Below are 25,862 nucleotides of genomic sequence, written 5' to 3'. Positions count from 1 at the left end.
TCAGACCTGCAGGATCGAAGAGACCAGCAACTGCGTATAGGCGTGCTGCGGATCGTCCAGCACCTGATCGGTGAGCCCCTGTTCCACTACCCGGCCCGATTTCATCACCATCAGCCGGTCGGCCAGCAGCCGCACCACGGCAAGGTCATGCGTCACGATGATCACCGACAGGCCCATCTGCCGCACGAGCCCGCGCAACAGGTCCAGCAACCGGGCCTGCACGCTGACATCTAGGCCCCCCGTGGGTTCATCCATGAAGACAAGCCGCGGCCCGGTCACCAGATTGCGCGCGATCTGCAACCGTTGCTGCATCCCGCCGGAAAAGGCGCGGGGCCGGTCGTCGATCCGGTCGGCGGCGATTTCCACCCGGCCCAGCCAGTCGGTCGCGGTTTCGCGGATGCTGCCGTAATTGCGCGCGCCCACGGCCATCAGCCGTTCCCCCACATTGCCGCCGGCGGTGACGCCCATCCGCAGCCCGTCGCGCGGGTTCTGGTGGACATAGGCCCAGTCGGTGCGCGACAGCCGCCGCCGTTCGGATTCGGTCATGCGCAGCACATCGCGCGGGCCTTCGGCGGTGGCAAAGATCACCTCGCCCGCATCCGGCGCCTGATGCCCGGCAAGGCAGGACAACAGCGTGGACTTGCCCGAGCCGCTTTCGCCGACAATCCCCAGCACCTCGCCCGGCCAAAGGTCGAACCCGACATCGGCGCAACCGATCCGCGCGCCATAGGTCTTGGTCAGGTTGCGGACCTGCAACAGGGGGCCGCTCATGCTGCCTCTCCTTCCAGCGTCCCGCCCAGCCGCCCGACCTGCCCCGCCTCGCGCCGGGTGCGGCAGAAATCGGTGTCCGAGCAGACGAACATCCGGCTGCCCAGATCGTCGGTGATCACCTCGTCCAGATAGCTCTCGGCGGCGCCGCAAAGGTCGCAGGCATGATCGGCCTTGGACGGGGTAAAGGGGTGATCGTCGAAATCCAGACTGACGACCCGCGTATGGGGCGGCAGCGCATAGATCCGGCTTTCGCGCCCGGCGCCGAACAACTGGATCGCCGGGCTGTCCGACAGTTTCGGATTGTCGAATTTCGGAATGGGCGAAGGGTCCATCACATAGCGATCGCCGACCTTGACCGGATAGGCGTAAGAGGTGGCAATCTCGCCATGGCGGGCGATATCCTCATACAGCTTCACATGCATCAGCCCGTATTCCTCCAGCGCGTGCATCTTGCGCGTCTCGGTCTCGCGCGGTTCGAGAAAACGCAGCGGTTCGGGGATCGGCACCTGATAGACAAGGATCTGATCGGCCGTCAGCGGCGTTTCGGGAATGCGGTGGCGGGTCTGGATCAGCGTGGCCTCGGTGGTCGCCTCGGTGGTGGCAACCCCCGCCGTGCGCTGAAAGAACCGGCGGATCGAGACGGCATTGGTGGTGTCATCCGCGCCCTGATCAATCACCTTCAGCACATCCCCGGGCGTCAGGCAGGCGGCGGTCACCTGCACCCCGCCGGTGCCCCAGCCATAAGGCATCGGCATTTCACGGCTGGCAAAGGGCACCTGATAGCCTGGCACGGCGATGGCCTTGAGGATGGCGCGGCGGATCATCCGCTTGGTTTCTTCGTCCAGATAGGCAAAGTTATAGGCGTGATCGGTCATGGCTCTGCTCGCACAACAAGGGCATCTCGCTTGGATCGAAGGTCGCCCTGACCCGTCTTTCGGGTGTTCTCTGCCCGACATTGCGGTTTCTGGCCGGGGCGGGCGCCGGGGCGTCGCAACACGCACCGCGCCGGGTGGCGCAGGCCGGTGCGGCAGAATGTGGTGGGAGTTGCGGGCAGCATCATTTGGCGGCCTCGGCCCGCAGGCGCCGGATCAGCTCCAGCTCGCTCTGGAAATCGACGTAATGCGGCAGTTTGATATGTTCCAGAAACCCGGTCGCCTGCACATTGTCGCTGTGCATCAGCACGAATTCTTCGTCCTGCGCCGGGGCGCCGATATTTTCTTCGCCCAGTTCGCGCCAGCGCAGCGCGCGGTCCACAAGGCTCATCGCCAGCGATTTCCGCTCGTTCTGGCCGAAGGCAAGGCCATAGCCGCGGGTGAATTGCGGCGGTTCGGTCTTTGATCCGGTGAACTGATTCACCGTCTCGCATTCGCTCAACTCGATCTCGGCAATCTCGACGGCAAAGCCAAGCTCGGGCAGATCAAGGCTGACCCGGACCATGCCGATGCGCAACTCGCCGACAAAGGCATGGGTGCGGCCATAGCCACGCTGCGTCGAATAGGCCAAGGCCAGCGTAAAGCCTTCATCGGCGCGGGCCAGCGCCTGCAGCCGCAGGGCGCGGCTTGCGGGCAGGTGCAAGGGGTCGCGCGTTAGGTCGGGTGCCGGGGTGCCGCTGTCGGTTTCGCGCTGGATCAGCCCGTCGCGGTCCAGCAGGGCGGTGACATGCGGCACCGGGCCGGGGCGCGACGGGGCTTCGGGGGCCGCAGGCATCCCGCCTTCGGCGGCAAGTTTGAAGTCCAGCAGCCGGTGGGTGTAGTCAAAAGTCGGCCCCAGAATCTGCCCGCCCGGCAGATCCTTGAACGTGGCCGAGATGCGGCGGATGCAGGCCATCTGCCCGGTCTCCACCGGCACCGTGCTGCCAAAGCGCGGCAGCGTGGTGCGATAGGCGCGGATGAGGAACACCGCCTCCACCATATCGCCACGCGCCTGCTTGATCGCCAGCGCGGCAAGGCCGGGGTCGTAAAGCGAGCCTTCGGCCATCACCCGGTTCACGGCCAGTTTCAACTGCCCGGCAATCTGGCCGACCGATAGGTCCGGCATCGCAGGGTCGCCCCGGCGCTCTTCGGCCAGAAAGGCGTGGGCGTTGTCGATGGCGCGTTCGCCACCTTTCACCGCGACATACATCAGAACCCCTCCACGCGGGTTGATCGCGGCAGACCGGCCAGCGCCGCGCCACAGGTCAGAAGGCTGTCAAAACCCAGCGGAAACAGCGCCGCATTGGCCGCAAGATAGGCGGGCATGGGCAGCGAAAGCCGTGCCGTGCCGTCGATCCCCGGCCCGCGCAGCAGCGCGCCTTCGCACCGCAGATGCGGCACCTCGATCACCAGCGTTGCGGCGCGGTCGGGATATTCGGCGCTGCCGATGGCAAAGCGGTTCAGGGGGCGCAGTGCCTCGGCCGTGCCGAAGGCAAAGCTGGCCTCTTCTGCCGCGACGAAGCGTGCGCCACAATGAAACGCCATCCAGTCGCGCACCGCCGCACAGTCAAGCGCACCCGCCAGATGCACCGGCACCGTGCCATCGACCAGCACCAGCGCCACCGCCCCCGCCGCGACCGACAGCGGCGCCGGAGGGGCGACCCCCTCCAGCCTTTCGATGCGGCCCGGACGGGCCAGCGCCTGCAACACCTGCCGAAAGGCGCGGGCCGATTGCGATGCGGGGTCGGCGAAACCGCCGCCAAGCGTTGCGGCAATCATGCGTCTTCTCCGCGCAAAAGGGTAAAGAACTCCACTTGGGTCGCGGCGGCCTTGGCGGCCCGGCGCCGCGCCCTGGCGGCTTCGGCATGGGCCAGCGGGTCAAGCACATGCAGCCGCAGCCCTGCGGCAGCTTCCGTCTGCATCAGCGCATCCACCAGCGCGGCCCGGCGGGCATGGTCGGCGCTGCGGCCCTGCACCACGGCATGACCGACCTCGCCCCCCGGCAGTTGCAGGCTGCAACGCGTCACCGTCATCTCCCCGATGTTGAAGGCATCTCCGGTGCCGCCGGTCCGGCCCTGCACCATCACCGCGCCAATCTCGGGGCCGCGCAGCAGGCTGTGGGCCGCCAGCGGCGCAGGCATCAGCCGGTTCAGCGTTTCGGCATCGGCTCGGGCCAGAAGCCCCATCCAGCCTTGGCGCGCGGCGGTTTCGTCTGACCTTGGGGTCTGCATCGGGCTTGCCTGATCCTCTATACAACTATACAATTTCTAGCGCAGACCTGCGCGACGAAGTGCGAAACTTCCATGAAACTTCAGTGACAGCCCAATGAGCGCCCCCATCCCCAAGCAAGCCCTCTGGTCCGAGATTGCCGACACGCTGGCCGCCGATCTGGCGCGCGGCGCCTATCGCCCGGGGGAACGGCTGCCGAGCGAGGCCGAGCTTGCCCGCCGCTTTGGCGTCAATCGCCACACCCTGCGCCGGGCGCTGGCGCGGCTGACCGCCGAGGGCAAGCTGTTTCCCCGCCGGGGGGCCGGGGTCTTCGTCGCCGACCACGCGATGACGGATTATCCGCTGGGCCGCCGGGTGCGCTTTTCGCAGGCGGTCAGTGCCGCGGGACAGACCGCCACGCGCCGCTTTTCACGGATCGAGACGCGCGGCGCCGATGCCGAAGAGGCGCAGAATCTGGCCCTGCCGCCCGGCACCCCGGTTCATGTGGTCGAGGGGGTCTCGCTGGCCGATACCACACCGCTGGCCGCCTTCCGCTCGGTCTTTCCGGCGGGGCGGTTTCCGGGCCTGCCGGCGCGGCTTGGAGAGACCGGCTCGATCACCCTTGCGCTGCAGGCCGAGGGGCTGACCGATTACACCCGCGCCCAGACCCGCATCGTGGCCAAGGTGGCAGGGGCGGCGCTGGCCGCCCGGCTGATGCTGGCCGAGGGGGCGCCGGTCCTGCGCACGCGGGCGGTGAATGTCGATGGTACTGGGCAGCCGGTGGAATATGGCACCACCTGGTTCGCAGGTGACCGCGTGGCTCTGACCGTAGCACCCTGACATCCTGTCATATCGGCGTTGCATCAAAGGGCTAGCGTGCCGAAACCTCCAGCCGGACCTCGCCCATGCCGCAAATCCTGCCCCCGCTTCGTCTGACTGGCGCCACCGTCTTGCGTGACGGCGAGATGCAGCGCCGGTCGCTTGCGCTGGACGAGGGGCGGCTGACGACCGGGCCGCTGCCCGAGGTGGCGCTGCCCGGCTATCTTCTGCTCCCGGGCATCATCGACCTGCACAGCGACGGCTTTGCGCCGCGCCTTGGGGCGCGGGTCAACTGGCCTTCGGCGCTGGCCACCGCCGACCGCCGGTTTGCGGCGCAGGGCATCACCACCGCCTTTCTCGCGCAGGGCTGGAGCTGGGAAGGCGGGCTGCGCAGCCCCGATCAGGCCGAAGCCATGCTTGCCGCGCTGGACGATTACCGACCGTCGGCGCTGGTCGATCTGCAGGTGCAACTGCGCGCCGAAACCCATCTGACCGATCAGGCAGAGCGGCTGTTGCAGATCGTGCGCCAGCACCGGCTGCGCTATGTGATCTTCAACAACCATCTGGGGCAGGCCCTGTCAGGCGCCCGCCGCAGCCCGCAGGATCTGGCGCGGCGGGCGCGGCGCGCCGGCACCACGCTGGCCGCCATGACGGCAGGGATCGAAGCCGCCTGCGCCCGCGCCCGCGAGGTGCCGCGCAGCCTGTGCCGTCTGGCCGAGGCATTCGACACGCTGGGCGTCACCTATGGCAGCCATGACGACCCCGACGGCGAAACCCGCGAATATTACACCGCGCTGGGTGCCCGGGTGGCCGAGTTCCCGTTGACCCGCAAGGCCGCCTCTGCCGCGCATGAAATGATGTGCCCGGTTCTGATGGGGGCGCCCAACCTCATGCGCGGCGGGTCGCGCGCGGGCAATGTCAGCGCCGAAGATCTGATCCGGCAAGGGCTCTGCGACGCGCTGGTGTCGGACGGCGACGCCCCCGCGCTGGCCCGTGCCGCATGGGCGCTGGTGGACCGCGGGTTGTTGCCCTTGCCCCGGGCCTGGGCGCTGATTTCGGCCCATCCCGCGGCGATCCTGCGGCTGGTGGACCGCGGCCAGCTTGACCCGGGCAAGCGTGCCGATCTGGTGATCATCCACGAAGCCAGCCGCCGGATCGAGGCGGTAATATCGGCGGGCCGCCTTGTCTGGTCCACGGGCGAGGCCGGGGGGCGCATTGCCGCCCGCCAGGCGCCGGGCAGGCTGGCCGCAGAATAACGGTCAGCCGCCGTATTTTTCCAGAAAGGCTTCGGCGGGCAGGGCGCGGAAGTCCGGCAGGGCGCTGCGCAGCCGGTCATGGCTCCAGTCCCACCACGCCAGCGCCAGCAGACGCTCGGCCACCGGCGCCGCGAAGCGCGGTTTCAGCGGTTGCGCCGGCACCCCGGCGACCATCTGGAACGGGGCCACATCCTTGGTCACCACCGCCCCCGAGGCGACGATCGCCCCGGCGCCCAGCGTCACCGCGGGCCGGATCACCGCGCCATGGCCGATCCAGCAATCGGGGCCCAGAAGGGTGCGCCGCGCGGCGCGGGCGGCAAAAAACTCCGCATCATCCGCGACATCATCCCAGTAATAGCTGGACCGATAAAGGAAATGATGCTGCGCCGCATTGCGCCACGGATGGTCGGTCGGACCGATCCGCGTCATAGCGGCAATATTGGCAAAACGACCGACGCTGGTATTGGCGATATCGGCGCCCCGGTCGCAATAGGCGTAATCGCCAAAATCGGACTGCACGATCCGGGCGCCGCGCCCGATCTCGACATAGGCGCCAAAGGTTGAGGCGTGGATCTCCGCCTCGGGATGCAGGAAGGGTTCGGTCGCGGACAGTCTGGGCATGGGTTCTCCAAAATGACCCCCTCCCGCCATGGGAAGAGGCGGGCGGGGGTCATTCCCCCTTGATCAGTTTGCGCCGCAGCCAGCCCGACAGGCTGTCCATCGCCATCACCATCCCCACGATCAGGACAAGGTAATAGGCCACCTCCTCCCAATCCTTCTGGGTGCTGATCGCCTGCGTCAGCATCAGCCCGATGCCGCCACCGACGATGGCGCCGATCACCGTGGCGCTGCGGGTGTTGCTTTCCAGCATGTAGAGAACCTGACTGAGCAGCACCGGCGCAATCTGCGGCAGGATGCCGAAACGGGCGCGCTGGGCAGCGTTGGCGCCGGTCGCGCGCACGCCTTCCATCTGCTTTTCGTCCACATTCTCCACCGCTTCGGAAAAGGTCTTGCCGAAGGTGCCGGTGTCGGAAATCAGGATGGCCAGCGCCCCGGTCATCGGCCCCGGGCCAAAGGCGCGGGCCAGAACGATGGTCCAGATCAGCGCGTCGATCCCGCGCAGAAAGTCGAACACCCGCCGCGCGGCAAAGCGCAGGCCCCGCAGCGGCATCACATTCGCAGCGGCAAGAAAGGCCAGCGGCAGAGAGATCAGCGCGGCGGCAAAAGTGCCCAGAAACGCCATCAGCAGCGTCTCGAACAGCGCCCAGACCACATCGCCGTGCCGCCACATCTTGTTGGTCCAGATATCATGGATCATCCCGGCGATATTGCTGCGCGCGGGGTCCACCCGCTCCTCCCAGAGCGCCAATGCCACCAGATCGCCCGGTGACTTGCCGCTGAACGGGCTGTCCAGCGTGAAGAAGAACAGCTCCCAGCCGGGAAAGTAACGGAAGGTCTCGATCTTTGACCGGGTAAAGGCAAAGCGGCCATGGTCGGTCGTTACCGAAATCCGTGCGTCCGAGGCGTTGATCCAGTCGGGCAATGGCTGCGGGGCGTCCAGCGTGACCTTGCCCGCCTCAAGCGCGACATGGATCGTGCCATAGCCCGGCACGTCATAGCTGGCCCGCTTGTCGCCATAGGTCACCAGATGGCCGCCGCCAAGGTCGATCCGCGTCTCGCCTGCCGCGGCGGTCATCCAATCGGGCCGGGTGCCGGCGGGATAGGTGCCCTTCGCCTCGCCCTCGACCGCGACCGTCAGGGCGCCGCTGCGGTTGTCCTGCCCGACATGGACCTTGTAGCTCCAGAAGTCGCCCAGAAGGATCGCGGCATTGTCCAGCCGCGCCCGGCTTGCCAGCCCGGTAAGGTCAAAGGCCACGGCGGCATAGGCCAGATAGGCCAGCACCCCCAGCGGGATCGCCATGGACCAGAGCCGGCGCTTGCGGAAACGGCGGCTGACGGTTTCGGCCAGCGTCGGGGTCATCGGCATCGCAGTCATCTCAGGCCCCTTTCACCAGACGGCGCCGTGCGGCATCCGACAGCCGGTCGATCAGCACGATCGCGGCAAACAGCAGCAGGAAGATCGCCACCACCTGATCGTATTTGCCGCCACCCCATTGCATGGCCAGCTTCAGGTCATAGCCGATCCCGCCGGACCCCACGAAACCCAGAATGGCCGAGGCCCGCACGTTGATTTCAAAGCGCAAAAGCGCATAGGAGGACCAGTTCGGCGCCACTTGCGGCAGCACGGCCAGCCACATCCGCTGCACCCACCCGGCCCCGACCGAGGCCAGCCCCTCGACCGGGCGAAGATCGGCATTCTCCGCCGCTTCGGAAAAGAGCTTGCCCAGAGCACCCGCCGTGTGCAGCGCAATGGCCAGCACCGCAGGCACCGGCCCGCCGCCCAGAATGTAGATCAAGACCAGCGCCACCACGATTTCCGGTATCGCGCGGGCCGCATCCTGCGCCCGGCGGAACAGCACCGTCAGCCGCGGCCAGCGCGCCAGCCCCCGGGTGGACAACAGCGCCAGCGCCCCCGCCACCAGCGCGCCCAAGAGGGTGGAGACGGCGGCAATGTTCAGCGTCTCGATCAGCGAGGGGACGTGGTCCCACATCAGCCCCGGCAGGTTCGCCCGCTTGGCCCAGGCTTCGGCCAGAACCTCACCCGGGAAATCATCCAGCCGGTGCAGCCCGGTCAGAAAATCGCCGGCGTTGCGCTCTTCGGCCAGCCGCCAGCCGGCGGCCATCACCAGAACGAACAGCATCATCAGGATGCCGCCGTAAACCCGGCGGCGGCGCATCAGCGCCAGATAGGCATGATTTCCTCCGGGCAGCCCCGAGGGGCGCGGATCGGGCGAGGGTCCGAACGAGACATCGACCACGGGCAAATCTCCGCAAGGGCAAAAGGGCGCCGGGCCGACCCTTGAAAGGGTCGGCCCGGCGCTGGTTTCAGGAAATTTACTGCGCGTCCTGCAGCTTGCGGGCGGCAAGGATGCCGTCATAGGCGTCATGCGTCACCGGGACGAAATCCTTGGCCTCGCCCGCCGCAACGCCGTAGGCGCATTCCGGGTTGGTTTCCCACAGGTCGGCGGTCAGTTGGGTAACCTTGTCCTTCACATCGGCGGGCAGGGCGGCGCGCACCACCATCGGGCCTTCGGGGATCAGGGTCGAGCGCCAGATTTCCACGATGTCGTTCATGTCCACCAGACCGGCATCCGAAGCCTTGCGGAATGCGCCCGAAGCATAGCCGTCTTCCCAGTTGCCGACACCATCGGCCCAGGAAACCCCCGCCGCGAAGTCGCCGTTGGCGACGCCGACGATGGTCTGCTCATGCCCGCCTGAGAATTTCACTTCCGAGAAATATTCCTCAAGCTTGCCGTATTTCGCCAGCAGTTCCGCCGCCGGAACCAGATAGCCCGAGGTCGAGTTCGGCTCGGCAAAGGCAAAGCTCTTGCCCTTGGCATCGTCCATCGAAGCGATGCCGGCATCCTTGCGGGCAAAGCCGATCGAGTAATAGCCGGTCGAACCGTTCAGGTTCTCTTTCGTCAGCTTGACCTCGACCGCAGCCGGGTCGGTCAGATAGGTCTTGGCATAGGCCGAAGCCCCCAGCCAGGCGAGGTCGATGGTGCCGCCCAGCAGGCCCTGCACCACGCCGTCGTAATCGGCCGGGGTAAAGACCTTGACCGGCACGCCCAAAGCCTTTTCGATCGCGGCGCGGTAGCATTCGTTCGAGGTCAGGCGGTCCTGGGCGTTTTCGCCGCCAAGGATGCCGAGGTTGAACTCTTTGATCTCCTGCGCTTGGGCAGCGCCCGTCAGGGCAAGGGTCGTGGCAGCAAGGGCCAGCAGCTTTTTCATGGTCGTCTCCAAGGGAAGGGGGCGGCCACGCCTGCCCCCGGGGTTGAAAGGGTCAGGCCAGCATCTTCGCGGCAAAGGCGGCATCGCGTTCGGTGCCCAGATGTTCGAGGCTGGTCGAGGTCGCCTCCTCCGAGAAAGAGGCATCGGCGCCATAGATGTCACGGGCCACGCCGCGCGACAGTTCCGAGGGCAGACCGTCGAACACCACCCGCCCGTCGCGCATTCCGATCACCCGGTCGCAATAGCGCCGCGCGGTGTCCAGCGTGTGCAGGTTGGCAATGACGGTGATGCCATCCTCGTCATGGATGCGGCGCAGCGTGTCCATCACGATCTGCGCATTCATCGGGTCAAGGCTGGCGATGGGTTCATCAGCAAGGATGACCTTGGGTTCCTGCATCAGCGCCCGGGCAATCGCCACCCGCTGTTGCTGGCCGCCCGAAAGCGCCTCGGCCCGTTTGACCGCCTGTTCAGCCACGCCCAGCCGGTCGAGAATGGCCAGCGCCTTCAGCACATCCGCCTCGGGCCAGAGGTTGAACATCGTGGCAAGGGTCGAGCGGCGGTTCAGCGTGCCATGCAGCACATTCGCCGCCACATCCAGCCGCGGCACCAGATTGAATTGCTGAAAGATCATCGCGCAGCGGCTTTGCCAGGCGCGCATCGCTGCGCCGCGGAGCGTCAGCACATTCTGCCCTTCAAAGCGAATTTCGCCTTCGGATGTCTCGGTCAGCCGGTTGATCATCCGCAACAGCGTTGATTTTCCGGCACCAGAGCGGCCGATGATGCCGATGAAGCCGGGCCGTTCGATGCCGAAAGACACGCGGTCCACCGCAGCCTTCTGGCCGAAGAAGCGGCTTGCGTTCCTGATCTCCAGCAGCATCCCCGGCCCCCTCGGCTCATGGCGTCGGGGCGGACCCTAGGCGGGGGCTGTGACGTTCCGGCGTCAGCCGGATGATGGTTTTGTTACGCCGCCGACCAGCGGCGCCAGCACGGCGGCCAGCCGCGCCGCCACTTCGGCGTGGTGACGGGGCCCGGGCAGATTGGCGGCGGCGGGGCCTTCCAGAGGGCCAAAGGCCATACCCTCGGTGCCTGCGGCGCGGGCCTCGGCGCTGGGCAGCACCTCAAGCAGGGTGGCGGCCTGCGGTTTCAGGGCTGCCACCATCTCGGCATCGACCAGCAGCGGCGCATGGGTCAGATCGGCGCGGCGGGCGGGAGAGGGCGGCGGCACATCCGCCATCCACAGCAGCACCACCGGCCCGGGCAGCCGTGACAGCAAAAGCCGCATCCGCGCCACCCAGGCTGCCCGCAACTCTTCTGCCACCACCTCGAACCTGTCGGGTGAGGCGGCTTGCAGGCTGGTCAGCATGTGCCGGGTAAAGCTGAACTCGGTAAAGTCGATGTCGCGGAACAGAGACCGCAGCAGGGCGGTCGCCCCCAGAAAGCGGTCATTGCGGCGCGGATGCACCGCGTAATAGCGGTTGGTCAGGTTCTGTGCCCCGCAGATTTGCACCACCACGGCGCGGGCGCGGGCGGCAAGCGCCGTCACCCCCTCTTCGGCAAGATAGACATCCGGCCCGGCATTGGCGCAGCCCAGATTGACGACAGGCATGTCAAGCATCCCTTCGACCAGATCGGCGAAGGGTTGGGGAATGTATTTCCCATAGGTTTCCGACCCGCCAAGGCAGGCGATGAAATCACCATCCGTCGGGCGCTGCGGCCCGCGGAACAACAGCCGCGACGTGCCATAATGGCACGCAAAATAGTCGAGCGCCCCCGCGCCCGGAAAAGCATAGACCATCACACCCACCCACAGTCTTCACACCCGGGGTCAGGTTGGCCGATTCGTCTTGCCGAAATGCTAACTGCGGCATTTTCAGCAAATCCGCCGCATCGCGGCGGCCTTGCCCCCCCGGTGGCTTGTGCCTAAGCTGCGCCCGACATTTCAGGCGGGGACAGCATGGACATTCGGTCGGTCGGCATCGTTGGGGCAGGGCAGATGGGCAATGGCATCGCCCATGTCTTTTCCCTCGCGGGCTATGAGGTTGTGCTGAACGACATCAGCGCCGAGGGTCTGGCCAAGGCGCTGGAGACCATCGAAAAGAACATGGCGCGGCAGGTCGCACGCGGCAAGATCACCGCCGAAGAGAAGGCCGCCGCACAGGCCCGCATACGCACCACGCTGACCCTTGCCGATCTGGGCGCCACCGATCTGGTGATCGAGGCGGCGACCGAGCGCGAAGAGGTCAAGAACAAGATCTTCGAGGCACTGCTGCCGCATCTGGGGCCGAATACAATCCTGACCTCGAACACCTCGTCCATCTCGATCACCCGGCTGGCCAGCCGCACCGATCGGCCGGAAAAGTTCATGGGTTTCCATTTCATGAACCCGGTGCCGGTGATGCAGCTTGTGGAACTGATCCGCGGCATCGCCACCGATGCCGACACCTATGACACGCTGCTGGCCGTGGTGAAGCGGCTGGGCAAGACCGCCGCCAGCGCCGAGGATTTCCCGGCCTTCATCGTGAACCGCATTCTGGTGCCGATGATCAATGAGGCGGTCTATACGCTCTATGAAGGGGTAGGCAACGTCCGCTCGATCGACGAGGCAATGAAGCTGGGCGCCAATCACCCGATGGGGCCGCTGGAACTGGCCGATTTCATCGGGCTGGACACCTGCCTTGCCATCATGAACGTGCTGCACGAAGGGCTGGGGGATACGAAATACCGGCCCTGTCCACTGCTTTCGAAATATGTCGAGGCGGGTTGGCTGGGCCGCAAGGCCGGTCGCGGCTTTTACGACTATCGCGGCGAGGTGCCGGTTCCCACCCGCTGAAATCTGCGGGCGAGCGTCAGGATCGCCCATCCGCCCAGCGCAAAGGCCGCAAGCCGCCCCGCGATGTTCAGCGTGACCCGCGGCCAGCCAAGGGCGCCCGCATCCAGAAACGGATAGGGCCAGAACCCGGTGAGCGCCCCGCGTATCAGGGCATAGGCGCAATAGACCGCCGGCCAGATCAGCCAGCCCGGCAGATCGCGCGCTGCCACCTCTTTGGGTGCCAGCGCCAGCCACCACAGGCCATAGGCCAAAGGCACCCCGGTATGCAGCCCCAGATCGGCCCACCATGCCAACCCCTGCGGGTTCCACAGCCGCGCAAGCAGCAGGTGATAGACGATCCCCACAGCGGCAATCGACAATAAAAGCCCCGCCGCCCGCGATGCCCCGATCCGCCAATGCAGCGCCACGGCCAGCATATGCACCGCCACCAGCGCATTGGTCAGGATGGTGAAAAACCCCGCCATCCGCCACAGCCGGTCCTGAAACGCGCCAAGCCCGGGCGCATCCTGCAACGTATCATACTGCGCGCGCAGGGCGGCCATGGCCAAGGTGGCCACGCCAAGGGCGGCCAGTCGTTGCAGGGGAGGGGTCTTGCGGCGCGGCTCCATGCCGCCACCATGCCCGCGCCTTCTGCGCGGGGCAAGGCTCTGGCGTGCGCTGGTCTTTGGCGCGATAGTCGCGCCATGGAATGGCGGGACGAGGGGCTGTTGCTGGCGGTCAGGCCGCATGGCGAAACAGCCGCGATCATCGAGGTTTTCACGGCGGCCCATGGCCGCCATGGCGGTGTGGTGCGCGGCGGCGCCTCGCGCCGGATGGCGCCATTCCTGCAACCCGGCCATCAGCTTGACCTGACATGGCGGGCCCGGCTGGGCGAGCATCTGGGCCATTTCACCGCCGAACCCCTGCGGTCCCGTGCGGCCATCCTGGCAGACCGCCGGGCGCTGACCGGACTGAATGCGCTCTGTGCCCTCCTCTGCCTTGCCCTGCCGGAACGCGAGCCGCTGCCGGAATTTTTCGCGCAAACCGTGGCACTGACCGATGCCCTTGCCGCCGGGCGGGGCTGGGAGCCGCTGTATCTGCGCTGGGAACTCGCGCTGCTCGACGCGCTGGGCTTTGGCCTTGACCTGACCGCTTGCGCCGTGACCGGCACAGGGGACGATCTGGTCTATGTCTCCCCCCGGTCGGGGCGCGCAGTCAGCCGCGCCGGGGCGGGCGATTGGGCCGACCGGCTCTTGCCGCTGCCGCCGGTTCTGCTGGGCGGCGCGGGCGGTCATGCCGCGGCGCTGGCGCTGACCGGGTTTTTTTTGACGCGGGGGCTGGGGCCGATCCTGCACGGTCGCCCCCTGCCCGAGGCGCGCAACCGGCTGGCCGACCTTTTCACCCGCGACGGGCACTGAAACCTTCGTCGCAGGCAGGCATGGCTTCGTCGCGGACGGCGCAGCAAGGCGGCGCAGTATCGGGCAGGTTGCCGCCATGGCTTTGACACATCACTCTCTGCCGCTGGTGCCCGCACGCGCGCCCAAAGTGCAGCATTTCGCCCTTCTGGCCGGACTTGAGGCGGCGGTGCGCGGCGTGCTGATCTCGTCCATGCCGCTGACGGTCTATACCGCGCTGGGCAGCGCCGAAGCGACCTCGGCCGCCTATTTCGTGGCCGGGATCGTGGCGCTGGTCTGGGGGCTGATGGTGCCCTGGGCCACGCGCAAGGTGCCGCGCCGCTGGATGTATTCCACGGGCTGCTGCCTCTACCTGATCGGCATGGCGCTGGCGATTTCCGGCGTGCCGCAACTGACCGTGCTGGCGGTGATCTGCAACGGCATGGCGACGGCCACCACCTTTGTCTGTTTCAACGCGTATGTGCTGGATTACATCGCGCGTGAGGATCTGGGCCGCAGCCAGTCGATGCAGATGGTCTTTGCCGCCACGCCCTGGGCGGTGGGGCCGATGACCGGGGTCTGGCTGCACCATCTCTGGGCACCCGCGCCATTTCTGGTGGCGGGGGCTTTTGCGCTGACGCTGCTGACGGTGTTCTGGGTGCTGCGGCTGGGCAATGGCAAGCAGATCGCCCGGGCGCGTGGGCCCGCGCTGAACCCGCTGGCCTATCTGGGGCGGTTCTTCGCGCAGCCGCGGCTGGTGGCGGGCTGGCTTTTCGCCGTGATGCGGTCCTGCGGCTGGTGGGTCTATGTCGTCTACCTGCCGATCTTCTGCATCGAGGCGGGGCTGGGCGACAAGGTGGGCGGCACCGCGCTGTCGATCACCAATGCCCTGCTCTTCGCGGCGCCCTTCATGCTGCGGCTGGCGCGGCGCAGTTCGGTGCGGATTTCGGTGCGCATGGCCTTCGGGCTTTGCTCGGCGGGGTTCTTTGCCGCCTCGCTCTTTTCGCCTCTCCCGTGGATCACGGTCGGCTGTGTGATGGCGGCTTCGGTCTTTCTGGTGATGCTGGATGTTGTGGGCGGCCTGCCCTTCCTGATGGCCGTCAAACCGTCCGAACGCACCGAGATGTCGGCGGTCTATTCCAGCTTCCGCGATGTCTCGGGCATCCTTACCCCCGGGGCCGCATGGGCCGTGCTGCTGGTGGCGCCGCTGCCGGGGATCTTTGCCGCTGCGGGCCTTGGCCTTGGGGCGGCCTTTGTGGTGGCGGGCTGGCTGCACCCCCGTCTGGGCAGCGCGCGCCCCTCGCGCGGGGGGGCGGCTCAGGCCCAGACCTGACCGTTCTTCACCAGCCAGTCGGCGCTGGCCCGCAACGCGGCCTCGGGTGCGGTGAAGGCCATGCCCATCTCGGCCACCGCCCGCTGGTTCGACACCTGACCAATCCGGCCCAGCGACGGCAGGATGCCCCGCACCGCCGGATCGACCAGCGCCATCGCCCGCAACAGCAGGGCAGGCGCCTGACGGGTGGGAATGCGGCGGGTGGGATAGGCAGCCTTCAACAGCCGCCCCATCTGCACCATCGACAGGCTGCCATTGGCCGCGATAAAGCGCTTGCCCGCCGTCTCATCCCGTTCGAGCGCGCGCAGATGCATCTCGGCCACATCCTGCACATCCACCACCGGAAACCCGATCAGCGGCAGCATCGGGTCGCGCCCTTTCAGGATGCGACGGACGACCGAAATCGAACTGCCATAATCTCCGTCCAGCGGCGCCCCCAGAACGAAGCCGGGGTTGATCGTGGTCAGTGCCACCGCCTTGTCCCGGCAAAACGCCCAGGCCGCCTGTTCGGCCAGCGTCTTGGATTTGGCATAGGCCGAGGTGGTGGGCAGATCGGTGTTGCACCAGTCGCCCTCGTCGGCGACGCCATTGCGGTCATCCGACAGGATCGCCGCCACCGAAGAGGTCAGCACCACCCGCCGCACCCCAGCTGCCAGCGCGGCCCGCAGCACCCGCAGGGTGCCATCGCGGGCCGGGCGGATCAGGTCCATCTCGTCCTTGGGCTGGCCCATCGGGAAGGGCGAGGCGGTGTGGACCAGAGCCGAAACGCCCTCCATCGCCGCCGCCCATCCCGCCTCGACCTCAAGATCGGCCTGCACGAAACTCAGCCGGGCCAGTGCCCCGGCCGGCAGATGCGGGGCAAGGGCGCGGCGCACGCCTTCGGCCCGGTCCAGCCGCCGGAGCGTGCCGCGCAACTCATGCCCCGCCGCCAGCAGTTTCAGCGCGACATGCTTGGCGATAAAGCCCGAGGCCCCGGTAAGCAGGATCATGGCGCCACCGGCACGAATTTCATCTCGCGCCCCTTCTGGTCCACCAGTTCCAGATGGCCGATGCCCACCGCCGAATGCGTCATCGCGGCCATGGCGGCAAAGAAGGCGGCTTCGGCGGCCAGATCGTCGCAGGCCATTTCGGTGGCCACCACATTGCGGATGGCCCAAGCGGGGAAGGGTGTGCTGACGATTTCACCCGACCAAGCGTTGCAGGGCGCCTGCCCAAAGGCGCGCGCCTTGTCGCCGTCGATCGCCAACGTGGCATTGGCGGGAAAGGGCACCCCGTCGATCGAGACAAGGCGCCAGTAATAGGGTTTCTCTTCCGGGGCGGCCACGCAGGCCGCCAGCAGCAGGGGCAGGATCAGGGCGCGGCGCATGGGGCCTCCTTGGTGTGTGCCCAGCATGGCACGCCACTCCGGCCCGTCACAAGCGGCTTAGTCCAGCAACCGCCGCGCGATGACCTGCGCCTGAATTTCGGCAGCCCCTTCAAAGATATTCAGGATACGGGCATCGCAGAGAATCCGGCTGATCTGATATTCCAGCGCAAAGCCGTTGCCACCGTGGATTTGCAGCGCATTGTCCGCGCTGGCCCATGCCACCCGCGCACCCAGAAGCTTGGCCATCCCCGCCTCAAGATCGCAACGCTTGTCATGGTCCTTCTGCCAGGCGCTGAAATAGGTCAACTGCCGGGCCACCATGATTTCCACCGCCATCATCGCCAGCTTGCCGGCAATCCGCGGAAACTCGATCAGCGGCTTGCCGAACTGTTTGCGGTCCTCGGCGTATTTCATCCCGGTTTCCAGCGCCGATTGCGCCACGCCGATGGCCCGGGCGCCGGTCTGGATGCGGGCGGATTCAAAGGTCTGCATCAACTGCTTGAAGCCCTGACCCGGCACGCCGCCCAGAAGGTTTTCGCCCTTCACCTTGAACCCGTCAAAGCCCAGCTCGTATTCCTTCATGCCGCGATAGCCCAGCACTTCAATCTCGCCGCCGGTCATGCCGGGGGTGGGGAAGGGCTCGGCCTCGGTGCCGGGGGTCTTTTCGGCAAGGAACATCGACAGGCCGCGGTAATCGCTGGTGTCGGGGTCAGTGCGCGCCAGCAGCGTCATCACATGGGTCCGGGCGGCATGGGTGATCCATGTCTTGTTGCCGGTGACCTCCCAATCGTCGCCCGTCTTCACCGCCCGGGTGCGCAGAGAACCAAGGTCCGATCCGGTATTCGGCTCCGTGAAAACCGCCGTCGGCAGGGTCGCGCCACTGGCCAACCGGGGCAGCCATTGCGCCTTTTGGGCCTCGGTCCCGCCGCACAGGATCAGTTCCGCCGCGATCTCGGACCGCGTGCCGAGCGAGCCGACGCCGATATAGCCGCGCGAAAGTTCCTCGCTCACCACCACCATGCTGGCCTTCGACAGGCCAAAGCCGCCGTATTCCTCGGGAATGGTCAGGCCGAACACACCCATCTCGGCCAGCTCACCGATAATCTCCATCGGGATCAGTTCGTCCTTCAGGTGCCAGCCATGGGCAAAGGGGATGACCTTTTCGTCGGCATAGCGGCGGAACTGGTCGCGGATCATCTCCAGCTCTTCATCCAGCCCGGTGGCGCCAAAGGTTGCCCGCCCGTGATTGTCGCGCATCAGCGCCACAAGCCGGGCGCGGGCGGCGGCGGTGTTGCCCCGGGCCATCAGGGCCGACACCGCCGCACCCGGCGCCAGATCAGCACTGGCCGGGTCAAGGCCGAGATCCTGCAAGCGTGCAATCTCGCCCTGGCTCATCGGAATGCCGCCACGGATCTGGTTGAGGTATTCGCCGAAGGCGATCTGCAACAAGAGCGCTTCCATCTCGCCGAACTTGCCATCGGCCTCAAGCCGCAGCGCCCATGCCTGCATCTGGCGCAGCGCCTCGGTATAGGTGGCCAGCCACGACAGGCTGTGCGCGGCGAACTGATGCGTCTCCAGCGCGCCGCCGCTGATCTTGCCGTCGCGGGTGACCAAAGCGCGCAACGCCTCGCGCGCACGGGCAAAGATCGCCTCGACCTCGGGCAGCGCCTCGGCGGTCAGGGACATCAGCCCCCCGATCAGCGGCGTGGCGTCCAGAGCCTGTCCATCATGGGCCATCATGCTTCCCCCGAGAGATTCTGCAGTTGCGAGATGGCTAGCTTGTTTGCACTCGCAGCGCAATAAGATTTCGTATGATTGCCGATGTCAGACTTAAAATGTCGCGGTCGATTGGCCCGTGCCAAGCGGCCCGGCGCGGACTATAGGGGGCCATGGACTGGACTCTTCCCGAGCTTTCGCCGCTGGCCCTGACCGCGGCCCTCGCCGTTACCGGCTTTGCCGGCTTTGTCAAAGGCGCGGTCGGTTTTGCCATGCCGATGATCATGATCTCGGCCTTTTCCGGCTTTCTGACCCCGCATCAGGCGCTGGCGGGGCTGATCCTGCCGACGCTGGTGACAAACCTGACACAGGCGCTGCGGGATGGCCTGCCCGTGGCCGTGGCCACCGCGCGCCATTTCCACCGCTTCGTGATCGCCACGCTGGTTCTGCTGCTGGTCTCGGCGCAATTCGTCGAACTGATCCCGCAGACGCTGTTCCTTGTCCTTCTGGGCCTGCCGATCACCGTTTTCGCTGCGCTGCAGCTTGCAGGGCGGAAACTGGCGCTGCGGCTGGAACACCGGCACCGGGCGGAATGGGTTCTGGGCGCCATCGGCGGCCTTTATGGCGGGGTTTCCGGCGTCTGGGGGCCGCCCTTGCTGGTCTATCTGCTGTCGGTCGGCACCGACAAGGCTGAAACGGTCCGGGTGCAGGGCGTCATCTTCCTGCTCGGCGCGATCACCCTTCTGGGCGCGCATCTGGGAACCGGGGTGCTGGATGGCCCGAACCTGATCTTTTCGGCGCTTCTGGTGCTGCCCGCACTGGCTGGGCAAACGCTGGGGCAGGCGTTGCAGGACCGGCTGGATCAGGTGCGGTTCCGCCGCTGGACGCAGGTGCTGCTGGTGCTGACCGGGCTGAACCTTGTCCGTCAGGCCCTCCTCGCATAGCAAAAGGGCGGCACCGCAGCGCCGCCCCTTGCATTTGCACCTTTTGAAATACTCCGGGGGTAGCCCATGGTTTCGCCATTGGTTCAAGAAACCAATGGGCTGGGGGGCTGGCCCCCGGTCCCGCAGACCGTATCAGCCGATCGCCGCGGCTTTCACATCGGCGTCGATATAGGGCACATATTGGCCGAAGTTGTCCGAGAACATCTTCACCAGCTTGGCCGCCTGCGCGTCATAGGCGGCCTTGTCCGCCCAGGTCGCCCGCGGGTCCAGCAGCGTGGCGTCAACTCCGGGCACTTCCACCGGCACCTCAAAGCCAAAGTTCGGATCCTTGCGGAAGGTCACCTTGTTCAGGCTGCCGTCCAGCGCGGCAGACAGCAGCGCCCGGGTGGCCTTGATCGGCATCCGCCGCCCGGTGCCAAAGGCGCCGCCCGACCAGCCGGTGTTGACCAGCCAGCAGGTGGCCCCCGTCTGCGCGATCTTTTCCTGCAAGAGCTTGCCGTAAACCTCGGGGCGGCGCGGCATGAAGGGGGCGCCGAAACAGGTGGAGAAGGTCGGCGTCGGTTCGGTCACGCCACGTTCGGTCCCCGGGGTCTTCGAGGTGAAGCCCGACAGGAAGTGATACATCGCCTGCGCCGGGGTCAGCCGCGCGATGGGCGGCAGCACGCCATAGGCATCGCAGGTCAGCATGATCACATTCTTCGGCTGCCCGCCCATCCCCGTTGCCGAAGCGTTCGAGATATAGTCCAGCGGATAGGCGCAGCGCATGTTCTGCGTCAGGCTGGCATCTTCGAAATCCAGTTCCAGCGTCTCGGGGTCGAACACCATGTTTTCAACCACGGTGCCGAATTTCGAGGTGGTGCCGTAAATCTCCGGCTCCGCCTCGGCGCTCAGGCTGATGGTCTTGGCATAGCAGCCGCCTTCAAAGTTGAAGGTGCCCTTTTCCGACCAGCCATGTTCATCGTCGCCGATCAGGATGCGGCTGGGATCGGCGGAAAGCGTGGTCTTGCCGGTGCCCGACAGGCCAAAGAACACCGCCGCGTCATCGGGGTTGCCGATGGCATGGTTGGCCGAGCAATGCATCGCCATCACGCCCTTGGCCGGCAGAAGGTAATTCAGCAGCGTGAAGACCGACTTCTTGTTCTCGCCCGCATATTCGGTGTTGGCGATCAGGATCACCTTCTTGTCGAAGTTCAGCGCGATCACCGTTTCCGTGCGGCAGCCGTGGCGGGCCGGATCGGCCTTGAACGAAGGCACGTTGATGATGGTGAACTCGGGTGCAAAGCTGTCCAGCTCTGCCCGCTCGGGGCGGCGCAGCATGTGGCGGATGAACAGGCCATGCCATGCCAGTTCCGTCACCACGCGCACATCCAGCCGATGTTCCGGGTCGGCGCCAGCGAACAGATCCTGCACGAAGTAATCGCGGCCCTTCATATGGGCCAGCATGTCGTCATAGAGGCGGTCAAAAGCCTCGGGCGCCATCGGGGCGTTGTTTTCCCACCAGATGCTGTCTTCCACCGCAGGGGTGCGGACAACGAATTTATCCTTCGGGGAACGTCCGGTGAATTGCCCCGTGGTGCAGAGGAACGCGCCCCCCTTGCCGAGACGACCTTCGCCGCGCTTCACAGCCTCTTCCACAAGGGCGGGCTCGATGAAGTTGTAATAGACGTTCCCAAGTCCCGTGATGCCTTGATGTTCAAGCGTCGCGCTCGGGTTCACACGTCCGGTCATTGTCCTGCAAGCTCCCGTTGCCACCCGATTGGGCGGATAAGTTCCAGAAATTAGGCACCCGGGCCAATGGGTTGCCACAAGCCCGGTCGCGGGGGGCCGGGTCTGTGGGGCCGCTATAACATGTGGTGGGGCATTGGAATAGGACGCATTGGCGCAGTTAGCGCAACCACCTTGGGTTTAGCGCAACCAAATTTTCGGCGGACCCGGAACTGCGGCAAATTAGTCAATTCTTGGGAAATTTGTCCCCTCATGGAGTCGCCGGAAGGGGTGATTCGCACATTCCTGTTGATTCTGGGGGGCAGAAAACTGATCATGTGGGAAAAATCAGGCAAGCCGAGCAGAATAGGGAAGCCCGACATGGCAAGGATCGCCCTTGTGGACGACGACAGGAATATCCTGACGTCCGTCTCGATGACTCTGGAAGCAGAGGGTTTCGAGGTGGAAACCTACAACGACGGCCAATCGGCACTGGACGCCTTCAACAGGCGCCTTCCCGACATGGCCGTTCTCGACATCAAGATGCCCCGGATGGACGGCATGGACCTGTTGCAGCGCCTGCGGCAGAAAACCACCATGCCGGTGATCTTCCTCACCTCCAAGGATGATGAGATCGACGAGGTTCTCGGCCTGCGGATGGGCGCCGATGATTATGTGAAAAAGCCCTTCTCGCAGCGGCTTCTGGTGGAACGCATCCGCGCCCTTCTGCGCCGTCAGGATGTGATGGCGACGGGCGAAGTCGCCGTCACCGAAGAGACCAAGATCATGGAGCGCGGCCATCTGCGGATGGACCCGCTGCGCCATTCGGTCAGTTGGAAGGGCCGCGACGTGTCGCTGACCGTGACCGAGTTCATGCTGCTACAGGCGCTCGCGCAGCGGCCGGGCTTCGTGAAGTCGCGCGATCAGCTCATGGATGTGGCCTATGACGATCAGGTCTATGTCGATGACCGCACGATCGACAGCCATATCAAGCGGTTGCGCAAGAAGATGCGCTCGGTTGACGAAGAGTTCTCGGCGATCGAGACGCTGTATGGCATCGGCTATCGTTATAACGAAGAATGACCGCAGCCGCCCGGATCGAGATGGAAAAGGCGCGCCCCGCGAAACCCGGTGAACTGCTTCTCGGCGAAGACTGGGTCTCGCCCGATGCGGTGGCCGATCCGGCGCTGCGCGAAGGCCGGGTGCGGCGGGGTCTGGTGTCGCTGAACCGCTCGCCGCTGGCGCGCAAGATCATCATCTTCAACCTGATGGCGCTTGTGGTGCTGGTGGCGGGGGTGCTGTTCCTGAACCCGTTCCGCGACAGTCTGGTGATCCAGCGCGAACAGGGACTGGTGACCGAGGCACAGCTTCTGGCCGATGTGATCGAGGCGGGGGGCGCTGGCCTGCCCGGCACGCTCGACAGCATGGCGATCAGCCCGGGGCTTGAGGTGTTCCTGTTCGATCCCGCCGGAAATATCGCGGCGCGGGGTCTTGGTCAGTCGCGCGACGGCAGCGCGCTGGCCCCCGATGGCCGCTCCACCATCATCACCGATTTCCTGAACTCGATCTGGGAAGGTGTGTCGGGCCTGCTGGTGCGCAGCGGCAAGGGCAACACCCCCGCCACGGCAGAGACTTTGGCGCGGGAGATGCTGCCACGGGCGCTTGCCGGCGAAACCGCGGTCAAGACCGCGCAGGGCAGCGAAGGCGGGGCGCAATTCACCGTGGCAACCCCGGTGATGATCGGCGGGCAGGTGGCGGGCGTGATCGCCCTGACCAGTGCCGAAGGCGAGATTGACCGTCTGGTGCGGTATGAGCGCGAGCAGATCCTGCAGATGTTCGTGATCGCGCTTCTGGTCTCCATCGGCCTGTCGCTCGTGCTGGCTTCGACCATCGCCAATCCGCTCTCCGATCTGGCGGCGGCGGCGGAACTCGGCCGCGACCGCGACGCGCGCAAGATGGCGCCGGGCCGCGTGCGCATTCCCGACCTTGCGGCGCGTCCCGATGAAATCGGGCGGCTGTCGGTTGCGATGCGCGGCATGGTGGCCGCGCTTTACGACCGGATCGACGCCAACGAACAATTCGCCGCCGATGTGGCGCATGAAATCAAGAACCCGCTGGCCAGCCTGCGCTCGGCCGTGGGCAGCCTGCGTTTCGTCAAGAAGGAAGAGCAGCGCGACAAGCTTCTGGATGTGATCGACCATGACGTGCGCCGTCTTGACCGGCTGGTCAGCGACATTTCCAATGCCTCGCGGCTCGACAGCGAACTGGTCAAGGAGGAGGAGGAAGAGTTCAACCTTCTCAAGACCCTGACCAATCTGACCGAATATCTGGCGCAAAGCGCGCGGGAAAAAGGCGTGGATTTCATCACCGATTTCCCCGCCGACCCGATCCGTATTTCCGGGCTTGAGGCGCGTCTGGCGCAGGTGTTCGTCAACCTGATCACCAATGCGATTTCCTTCTGCGAAGACGGCGATGCCGTGCGCGTCTGGGCGCGCCAGCGGGAAAACCGCGTGCTGATCGTGGTCGAGGATACCGGCCCCGGCATTCCCGAACAGGCGCTGACCAAGGTGTTCAAACGCTTCTATTCCGAACGCCCGGAAAAGCAGTTCGGCAATCATTCCGGCCTTGGGCTGGCGATCTCGAAACAGATCGTCGAGGCGCATGGCGGGGTGATCTGGGCGGAAAACATCCGCCCGACCAACGCCGACCCCACATCGGACCCGCTGGGCGCGCGGTTCGTGGTGGGCCTGCCGGTGTGAGCGGCGGGCTGATCCTTCACGCAACGACCGTGGCCCTCGGCGCAGACCGGGGGCTTCTGATTCTGGGGCCGTCGGGCAGCGGGAAGTCGGGGCTGGCGTTGCAGCTCATGGCGCTGGGGGCGCAACTGGTGGCCGATGACCGGACGCAGGTCCGCGAAGAGGGTGGCGCGCTGGTCGCCACCTGTCCGGCTGCGCTGCGTGGCCGGATCGAGGCACGGGGCATCGGCATCCTGAACGCCCCGGCGTTGCCGCAGGCGCGGCTGATTCTGGCCATCGACCTTGGCCAGACCGAAACCGAACGCCTGCCGCCGCGACGCAGCGTGACAATCACAACAACGCCGCTTGATCTTGTGCATGGGTCGGCGAGCAGCCATTTGCCATCTGCGCTTCTGTGCTATCTGCTGCATGGACGCGGTGCATGAAGGGTCCGGGCGTGCTGGATGGGGCGGAACAGGGGCTGGAACATCGGCTGGTGCTGGTCACCGGCCCGTCGGGTGCTGGACGCACCACGGCGATCCGTGCGCTTGAAGATCTGGGGTTTGAGGCGATCGACAATCTGCCGCTGTCGCTGGTGCCGCGTCTGATCGACGGCCCGCCCCTTGGCCGGCCCATCGCGCTGGGTGTCGATGTCCGCAACCGCGAGTTTACCGTTGCCGCGATGATCGAGCTGATCGACACGCTGACGCGCGAACCCCATGTCACGCTTGAGCTTCTCTATCTCGATTGCAGCGCTGCCGAATTGATTCGCCGCTTCAACCAGACCCGCCGCAGCCATCCGCTGACCCCCGGGCAAGACCCGGAGGAGGGGGTGGAACGGGAAATCGAATTGCTGGTGCCGATCCAGGCCCGCGCCGATCACCTGATCGACACTTCCGAGATGTCGCCGCATGACCTCAAGGCGGAACTGGCGCGCTGGTTCGACAAGGCGGTCGCGGCGCGGATGGCCGTCTCGGTGCAGTCCTTCAGCTATAAACGCGGTATTCCGCGCGGCGTGGACATGGTTTTCGACTGCCGTTTCCTGCAAAATCCGCATTGGGTGGCCGAGTTGCGCGCGCTTGACGGGCGCGATCCGGCGGTGGCGGCCCATGTCGAGGCGGACCCGCGCTTTGCTGAGTTCTTCCTTAGGTTGCAAGAGTTTGTGCTGTTTCTCCTGCCCGCGCATCTGGCCGAGGGCAAGGCACATCTGTCGATCGGCTTCGGCTGCAGCGGCGGGCAACACCGCTCTGTTGCAGTTGCAGAAAAACTGGGCAAACTGCTTGCCGAAGCGGGATGGCCGGTGTCAAAACGGCACCGGGAACTGGAACGCAGGGCGGCGGTAACGCCCCCCACGCAGGCGGGGTGACAGGCGCGTGATCGGTATCGTGATCGTCGCACATGGTGGATTGGCGCGCGAGTATCTCTCGGCGGTCGAGCATGTGGTGGGCCCGCAGGCGGGTATGCGGGCTATTACCATTGAGGATGCGCATGACCGCGCGGCCAAGCAGGCCGAAATCTGTCAGGCCGCCGATGCGGTCGATGGCGGCGGCGGCGTGGTGATTGTCACCGATATGTTCGGCGGCTCGCCGTCGAACCTGTCGCTGATGGCCTGCGCCGGGGCTGAACGGCGAATCGTTTACGGCGCCAATCTGCCGATGCTGATCAAGCTGGCCAAATCGCGCGATCTGCCGGTGGCCGAGGCGGTGGCCGCAGCCCTCGAGGCGGGGCGGAAATATATCAACAGCCTCGATCTGGGTGGAGGGGCGTAGCGTGTCGGGTCAGGTGCTGAAGATCGTCAACGAAAAGGGGCTTCACGCCCGGGCCAGCGCGAAATTCGTCGAGGTGGTCGAGGCGCATGACGCCGCTGCCGAGGTGACGAAGGACGGCATGACCGTTTCGGGCGACAGCATCATGGGGCTTTTGATGTTGGCAGCCTCGCGCGGAACCTCTATTGAGGTTCGGACCAGCGGCCCGCAGGCGGCCGTGCTGGCCGAAGCGCTGGCTGCGCTGGTGGCGAACCGCTTCGGCGAAGATCGCTAGCGCC

General features: G+C 66.1%; 28 protein-coding genes. 12 read left to right on the top strand and 16 right to left on the bottom strand.

Features of this window, described 5'->3' with window-relative positions:
• The 5 genes from phnK to phnG form a co-directional block, all read right to left on the bottom strand.
• Complete coding sequence (gene phnK / locus HS053_RS12835; RefSeq protein WP_174211646.1) at positions 1-771, bottom strand: phosphonate C-P lyase system protein PhnK; 771 nt, start codon at positions 769-771, stop codon at positions 1-3.
• Positions 768-1,646: an alpha-D-ribose 1-methylphosphonate 5-phosphate C-P-lyase PhnJ gene (locus HS053_RS12830; RefSeq protein ID WP_174211645.1), complete on the bottom strand. Its 879-nt coding sequence runs from the start codon at positions 1,644-1,646 to the stop codon at positions 768-770. Before HS053_RS12830 ends, phnK begins: the two co-directional genes overlap by 4 nt.
• Positions 1,647-1,827: 181 nt before the next feature.
• Positions 1,828-2,892 carry a carbon-phosphorus lyase complex subunit PhnI gene (locus HS053_RS12825; protein WP_174211644.1) on the bottom strand — a complete coding sequence of 355 codons (1,065 nt, stop codon included), beginning with the start codon at positions 2,890-2,892 and terminating at the stop codon, positions 1,828-1,830.
• Complete coding sequence (gene phnH, locus HS053_RS12820) at positions 2,892-3,461, bottom strand: phosphonate C-P lyase system protein PhnH (protein ID WP_174211643.1); 570 nt, start codon at positions 3,459-3,461, stop codon at positions 2,892-2,894. The genes HS053_RS12825 and phnH overlap by 1 nt, the downstream gene beginning before the upstream one ends.
• Positions 3,458-3,913: a phosphonate C-P lyase system protein PhnG gene (gene phnG, locus HS053_RS12815; protein WP_174211642.1), complete on the bottom strand. Its 456-nt coding sequence runs from the start codon at positions 3,911-3,913 to the stop codon at positions 3,458-3,460. The genes phnH and phnG overlap by 4 nt, the downstream gene beginning before the upstream one ends.
• Before the next feature lie 94 nt (positions 3,914-4,007).
• Between phnG and phnF the strand changes: the two genes are divergently transcribed.
• Both phnF and HS053_RS12805 read left to right on the top strand, forming a co-directional pair.
• Positions 4,008-4,730 (top strand): phosphonate metabolism transcriptional regulator PhnF, encoded by a 723-nt coding sequence (phnF, locus tag HS053_RS12810; RefSeq protein ID WP_194245562.1) that lies wholly within the window; start codon positions 4,008-4,010, stop codon positions 4,728-4,730.
• A gap of 65 nt (positions 4,731-4,795) precedes the next feature.
• A complete protein-coding gene (locus tag HS053_RS12805) occupies positions 4,796-5,965 on the top strand; it encodes an alpha-D-ribose 1-methylphosphonate 5-triphosphate diphosphatase (protein WP_174211641.1) in 1,170 nt (389 codons plus the stop codon).
• A gap of 3 nt (positions 5,966-5,968) precedes the next feature.
• On the opposite strand, the gene HS053_RS12800 is transcribed toward HS053_RS12805, so the two are convergent.
• From HS053_RS12800 to HS053_RS12775, 6 genes are all read right to left on the bottom strand, one after another.
• A complete protein-coding gene (locus tag HS053_RS12800; RefSeq protein WP_174211640.1) occupies positions 5,969-6,586 on the bottom strand; it encodes an LbetaH domain-containing protein in 618 nt (205 codons plus the stop codon).
• 49 nt (positions 6,587-6,635) lie between these two features.
• Positions 6,636-7,961: a phosphonate ABC transporter, permease protein PhnE gene (phnE, locus tag HS053_RS12795; protein ID WP_206677603.1), complete on the bottom strand. Its 1,326-nt coding sequence runs from the start codon at positions 7,959-7,961 to the stop codon at positions 6,636-6,638.
• 1 nt (position 7,962) lies between these two features.
• A complete protein-coding gene (gene phnE, locus HS053_RS12790) occupies positions 7,963-8,763 on the bottom strand; it encodes a phosphonate ABC transporter, permease protein PhnE (RefSeq protein WP_174211794.1) in 801 nt (266 codons plus the stop codon).
• 157 nt (positions 8,764-8,920) lie between these two features.
• Entirely contained in the window at positions 8,921-9,817 is an 897-nt protein-coding gene (gene phnD, locus HS053_RS12785; protein WP_174211639.1) for a phosphonate ABC transporter substrate-binding protein, read from the bottom strand.
• Between the two features lie 52 nt (positions 9,818-9,869).
• Positions 9,870-10,691, bottom strand: coding sequence for a phosphonate ABC transporter ATP-binding protein (gene phnC, locus HS053_RS12780; protein WP_174211793.1), 822 nt, complete (start codon positions 10,689-10,691; stop codon positions 9,870-9,872).
• A gap of 66 nt (positions 10,692-10,757) precedes the next feature.
• Positions 10,758-11,612 (bottom strand): DUF6473 family protein, encoded by an 855-nt coding sequence (locus HS053_RS12775; protein ID WP_174211638.1) that lies wholly within the window; start codon positions 11,610-11,612, stop codon positions 10,758-10,760.
• Between the two features lie 159 nt (positions 11,613-11,771).
• On the opposite strand from HS053_RS12775, the gene HS053_RS12770 reads away from it, so the two are divergent.
• Positions 11,772-12,647: a 3-hydroxybutyryl-CoA dehydrogenase gene (locus HS053_RS12770; protein ID WP_174211637.1), complete on the top strand. Its 876-nt coding sequence runs from the start codon at positions 11,772-11,774 to the stop codon at positions 12,645-12,647.
• On the opposite strand, the gene HS053_RS12765 is transcribed toward HS053_RS12770, so the two are convergent.
• Positions 12,614-13,255, bottom strand: a complete 642-nt coding sequence (locus tag HS053_RS12765; RefSeq protein ID WP_174211636.1) for a Pr6Pr family membrane protein — start codon at positions 13,253-13,255, stop codon at positions 12,614-12,616. The two genes, HS053_RS12770 and HS053_RS12765, sit on opposite strands and share 34 nt — an antisense overlap.
• 75 nt (positions 13,256-13,330) lie before the next feature.
• Here HS053_RS12765 and recO point away from each other — a divergent pair, with 75 nt between their 5' ends.
• Complete coding sequence (recO, locus tag HS053_RS12760) at positions 13,331-14,044, top strand: DNA repair protein RecO (protein ID WP_174211635.1); 714 nt, start codon at positions 13,331-13,333, stop codon at positions 14,042-14,044.
• A gap of 76 nt (positions 14,045-14,120) precedes the next feature.
• Entirely contained in the window at positions 14,121-15,353 is a 1,233-nt protein-coding gene (locus HS053_RS12755) for an MFS transporter (RefSeq protein ID WP_174211634.1), read from the top strand.
• Here HS053_RS12755 and HS053_RS12750 read toward each other — a convergent pair.
• From HS053_RS12750 to HS053_RS12740, 3 genes are read right to left on the bottom strand one after another with little or no spacing between them, the layout of a single operon-like run.
• Positions 15,338-16,342 (bottom strand): SDR family oxidoreductase, encoded by a 1,005-nt coding sequence (locus tag HS053_RS12750; RefSeq protein ID WP_174211633.1) that lies wholly within the window; start codon positions 16,340-16,342, stop codon positions 15,338-15,340. The two genes, HS053_RS12755 and HS053_RS12750, sit on opposite strands and share 16 nt — an antisense overlap.
• Positions 16,339-16,719, bottom strand: coding sequence for an META domain-containing protein (locus tag HS053_RS12745; protein ID WP_174211632.1), 381 nt, complete (start codon positions 16,717-16,719; stop codon positions 16,339-16,341). The genes HS053_RS12750 and HS053_RS12745 overlap by 4 nt, the downstream gene beginning before the upstream one ends.
• 57 nt (positions 16,720-16,776) lie before the next feature.
• Entirely contained in the window at positions 16,777-18,405 is a 1,629-nt protein-coding gene (locus HS053_RS12740) for an acyl-CoA dehydrogenase family protein (RefSeq protein ID WP_458358896.1), read from the bottom strand.
• A 203-nt stretch (positions 18,406-18,608) separates the two neighbouring features.
• On the opposite strand from HS053_RS12740, the gene HS053_RS12735 reads away from it, so the two are divergent.
• On the top strand, positions 18,609-19,379 hold the full coding sequence (locus HS053_RS12735) for a sulfite exporter TauE/SafE family protein (RefSeq protein WP_174211630.1): 771 nt from the start codon (positions 18,609-18,611) through the stop codon (positions 19,377-19,379).
• A 132-nt stretch (positions 19,380-19,511) separates the two neighbouring features.
• Here HS053_RS12735 and HS053_RS12730 read toward each other — a convergent pair whose 3' ends face one another.
• Entirely contained in the window at positions 19,512-21,107 is a 1,596-nt protein-coding gene (locus HS053_RS12730) for a phosphoenolpyruvate carboxykinase (protein WP_174211629.1), read from the bottom strand.
• Between the two features lie 357 nt (positions 21,108-21,464).
• Between HS053_RS12730 and HS053_RS12725 the strand changes: the two genes are divergently transcribed.
• Genes HS053_RS12725 through HS053_RS12700 form a run of 6 tightly spaced genes read left to right on the top strand, consistent with a single transcriptional unit; the run spans position 21,465 to position 25,858 of the window.
• Entirely contained in the window at positions 21,465-22,166 is a 702-nt protein-coding gene (locus tag HS053_RS12725) for a response regulator transcription factor (RefSeq protein ID WP_174211628.1), read from the top strand.
• Positions 22,163-23,842: a sensor histidine kinase gene (locus HS053_RS12720; protein WP_174211627.1), complete on the top strand. Its 1,680-nt coding sequence runs from the start codon at positions 22,163-22,165 to the stop codon at positions 23,840-23,842. Before HS053_RS12725 ends, HS053_RS12720 begins: the two co-directional genes overlap by 4 nt.
• Positions 23,843-23,871: 29 nt before the next feature.
• Positions 23,872-24,264 carry an HPr kinase/phosphorylase gene (locus HS053_RS12715; protein WP_347233325.1) on the top strand — a complete coding sequence of 131 codons (393 nt, stop codon included), beginning with the start codon at positions 23,872-23,874 and terminating at the stop codon, positions 24,262-24,264.
• Positions 24,261-25,184 carry an RNase adapter RapZ gene (gene rapZ, locus HS053_RS12710; protein ID WP_174211626.1) on the top strand — a complete coding sequence of 308 codons (924 nt, stop codon included), beginning with the start codon at positions 24,261-24,263 and terminating at the stop codon, positions 25,182-25,184. Before HS053_RS12715 ends, rapZ begins: the two co-directional genes overlap by 4 nt.
• Positions 25,185-25,191: 7 nt before the next feature.
• Positions 25,192-25,587, top strand: coding sequence for a PTS sugar transporter subunit IIA domain-containing protein (locus tag HS053_RS12705; protein ID WP_174211625.1), 396 nt, complete (start codon positions 25,192-25,194; stop codon positions 25,585-25,587).
• A gap of 1 nt (position 25,588) precedes the next feature.
• The gene (locus HS053_RS12700; protein ID WP_174211624.1) at positions 25,589-25,858 is read left to right on the top strand and encodes an HPr family phosphocarrier protein; all 270 of its coding nucleotides are present in this window, start codon (positions 25,589-25,591) and stop codon (positions 25,856-25,858) included.
• The last annotated feature ends 4 nt before the right edge of the window (positions 25,859-25,862 follow it).

The sequence above is a fragment of the Tabrizicola fusiformis genome (assembly GCF_013328815.1).
GTDB lineage: Bacteria > Pseudomonadota > Alphaproteobacteria > Rhodobacterales > Rhodobacteraceae > Fuscibacter.
Note: the sequence above shows the minus strand (reverse complement) of the source record. Positions and strands in the feature narration are given on the sequence as shown.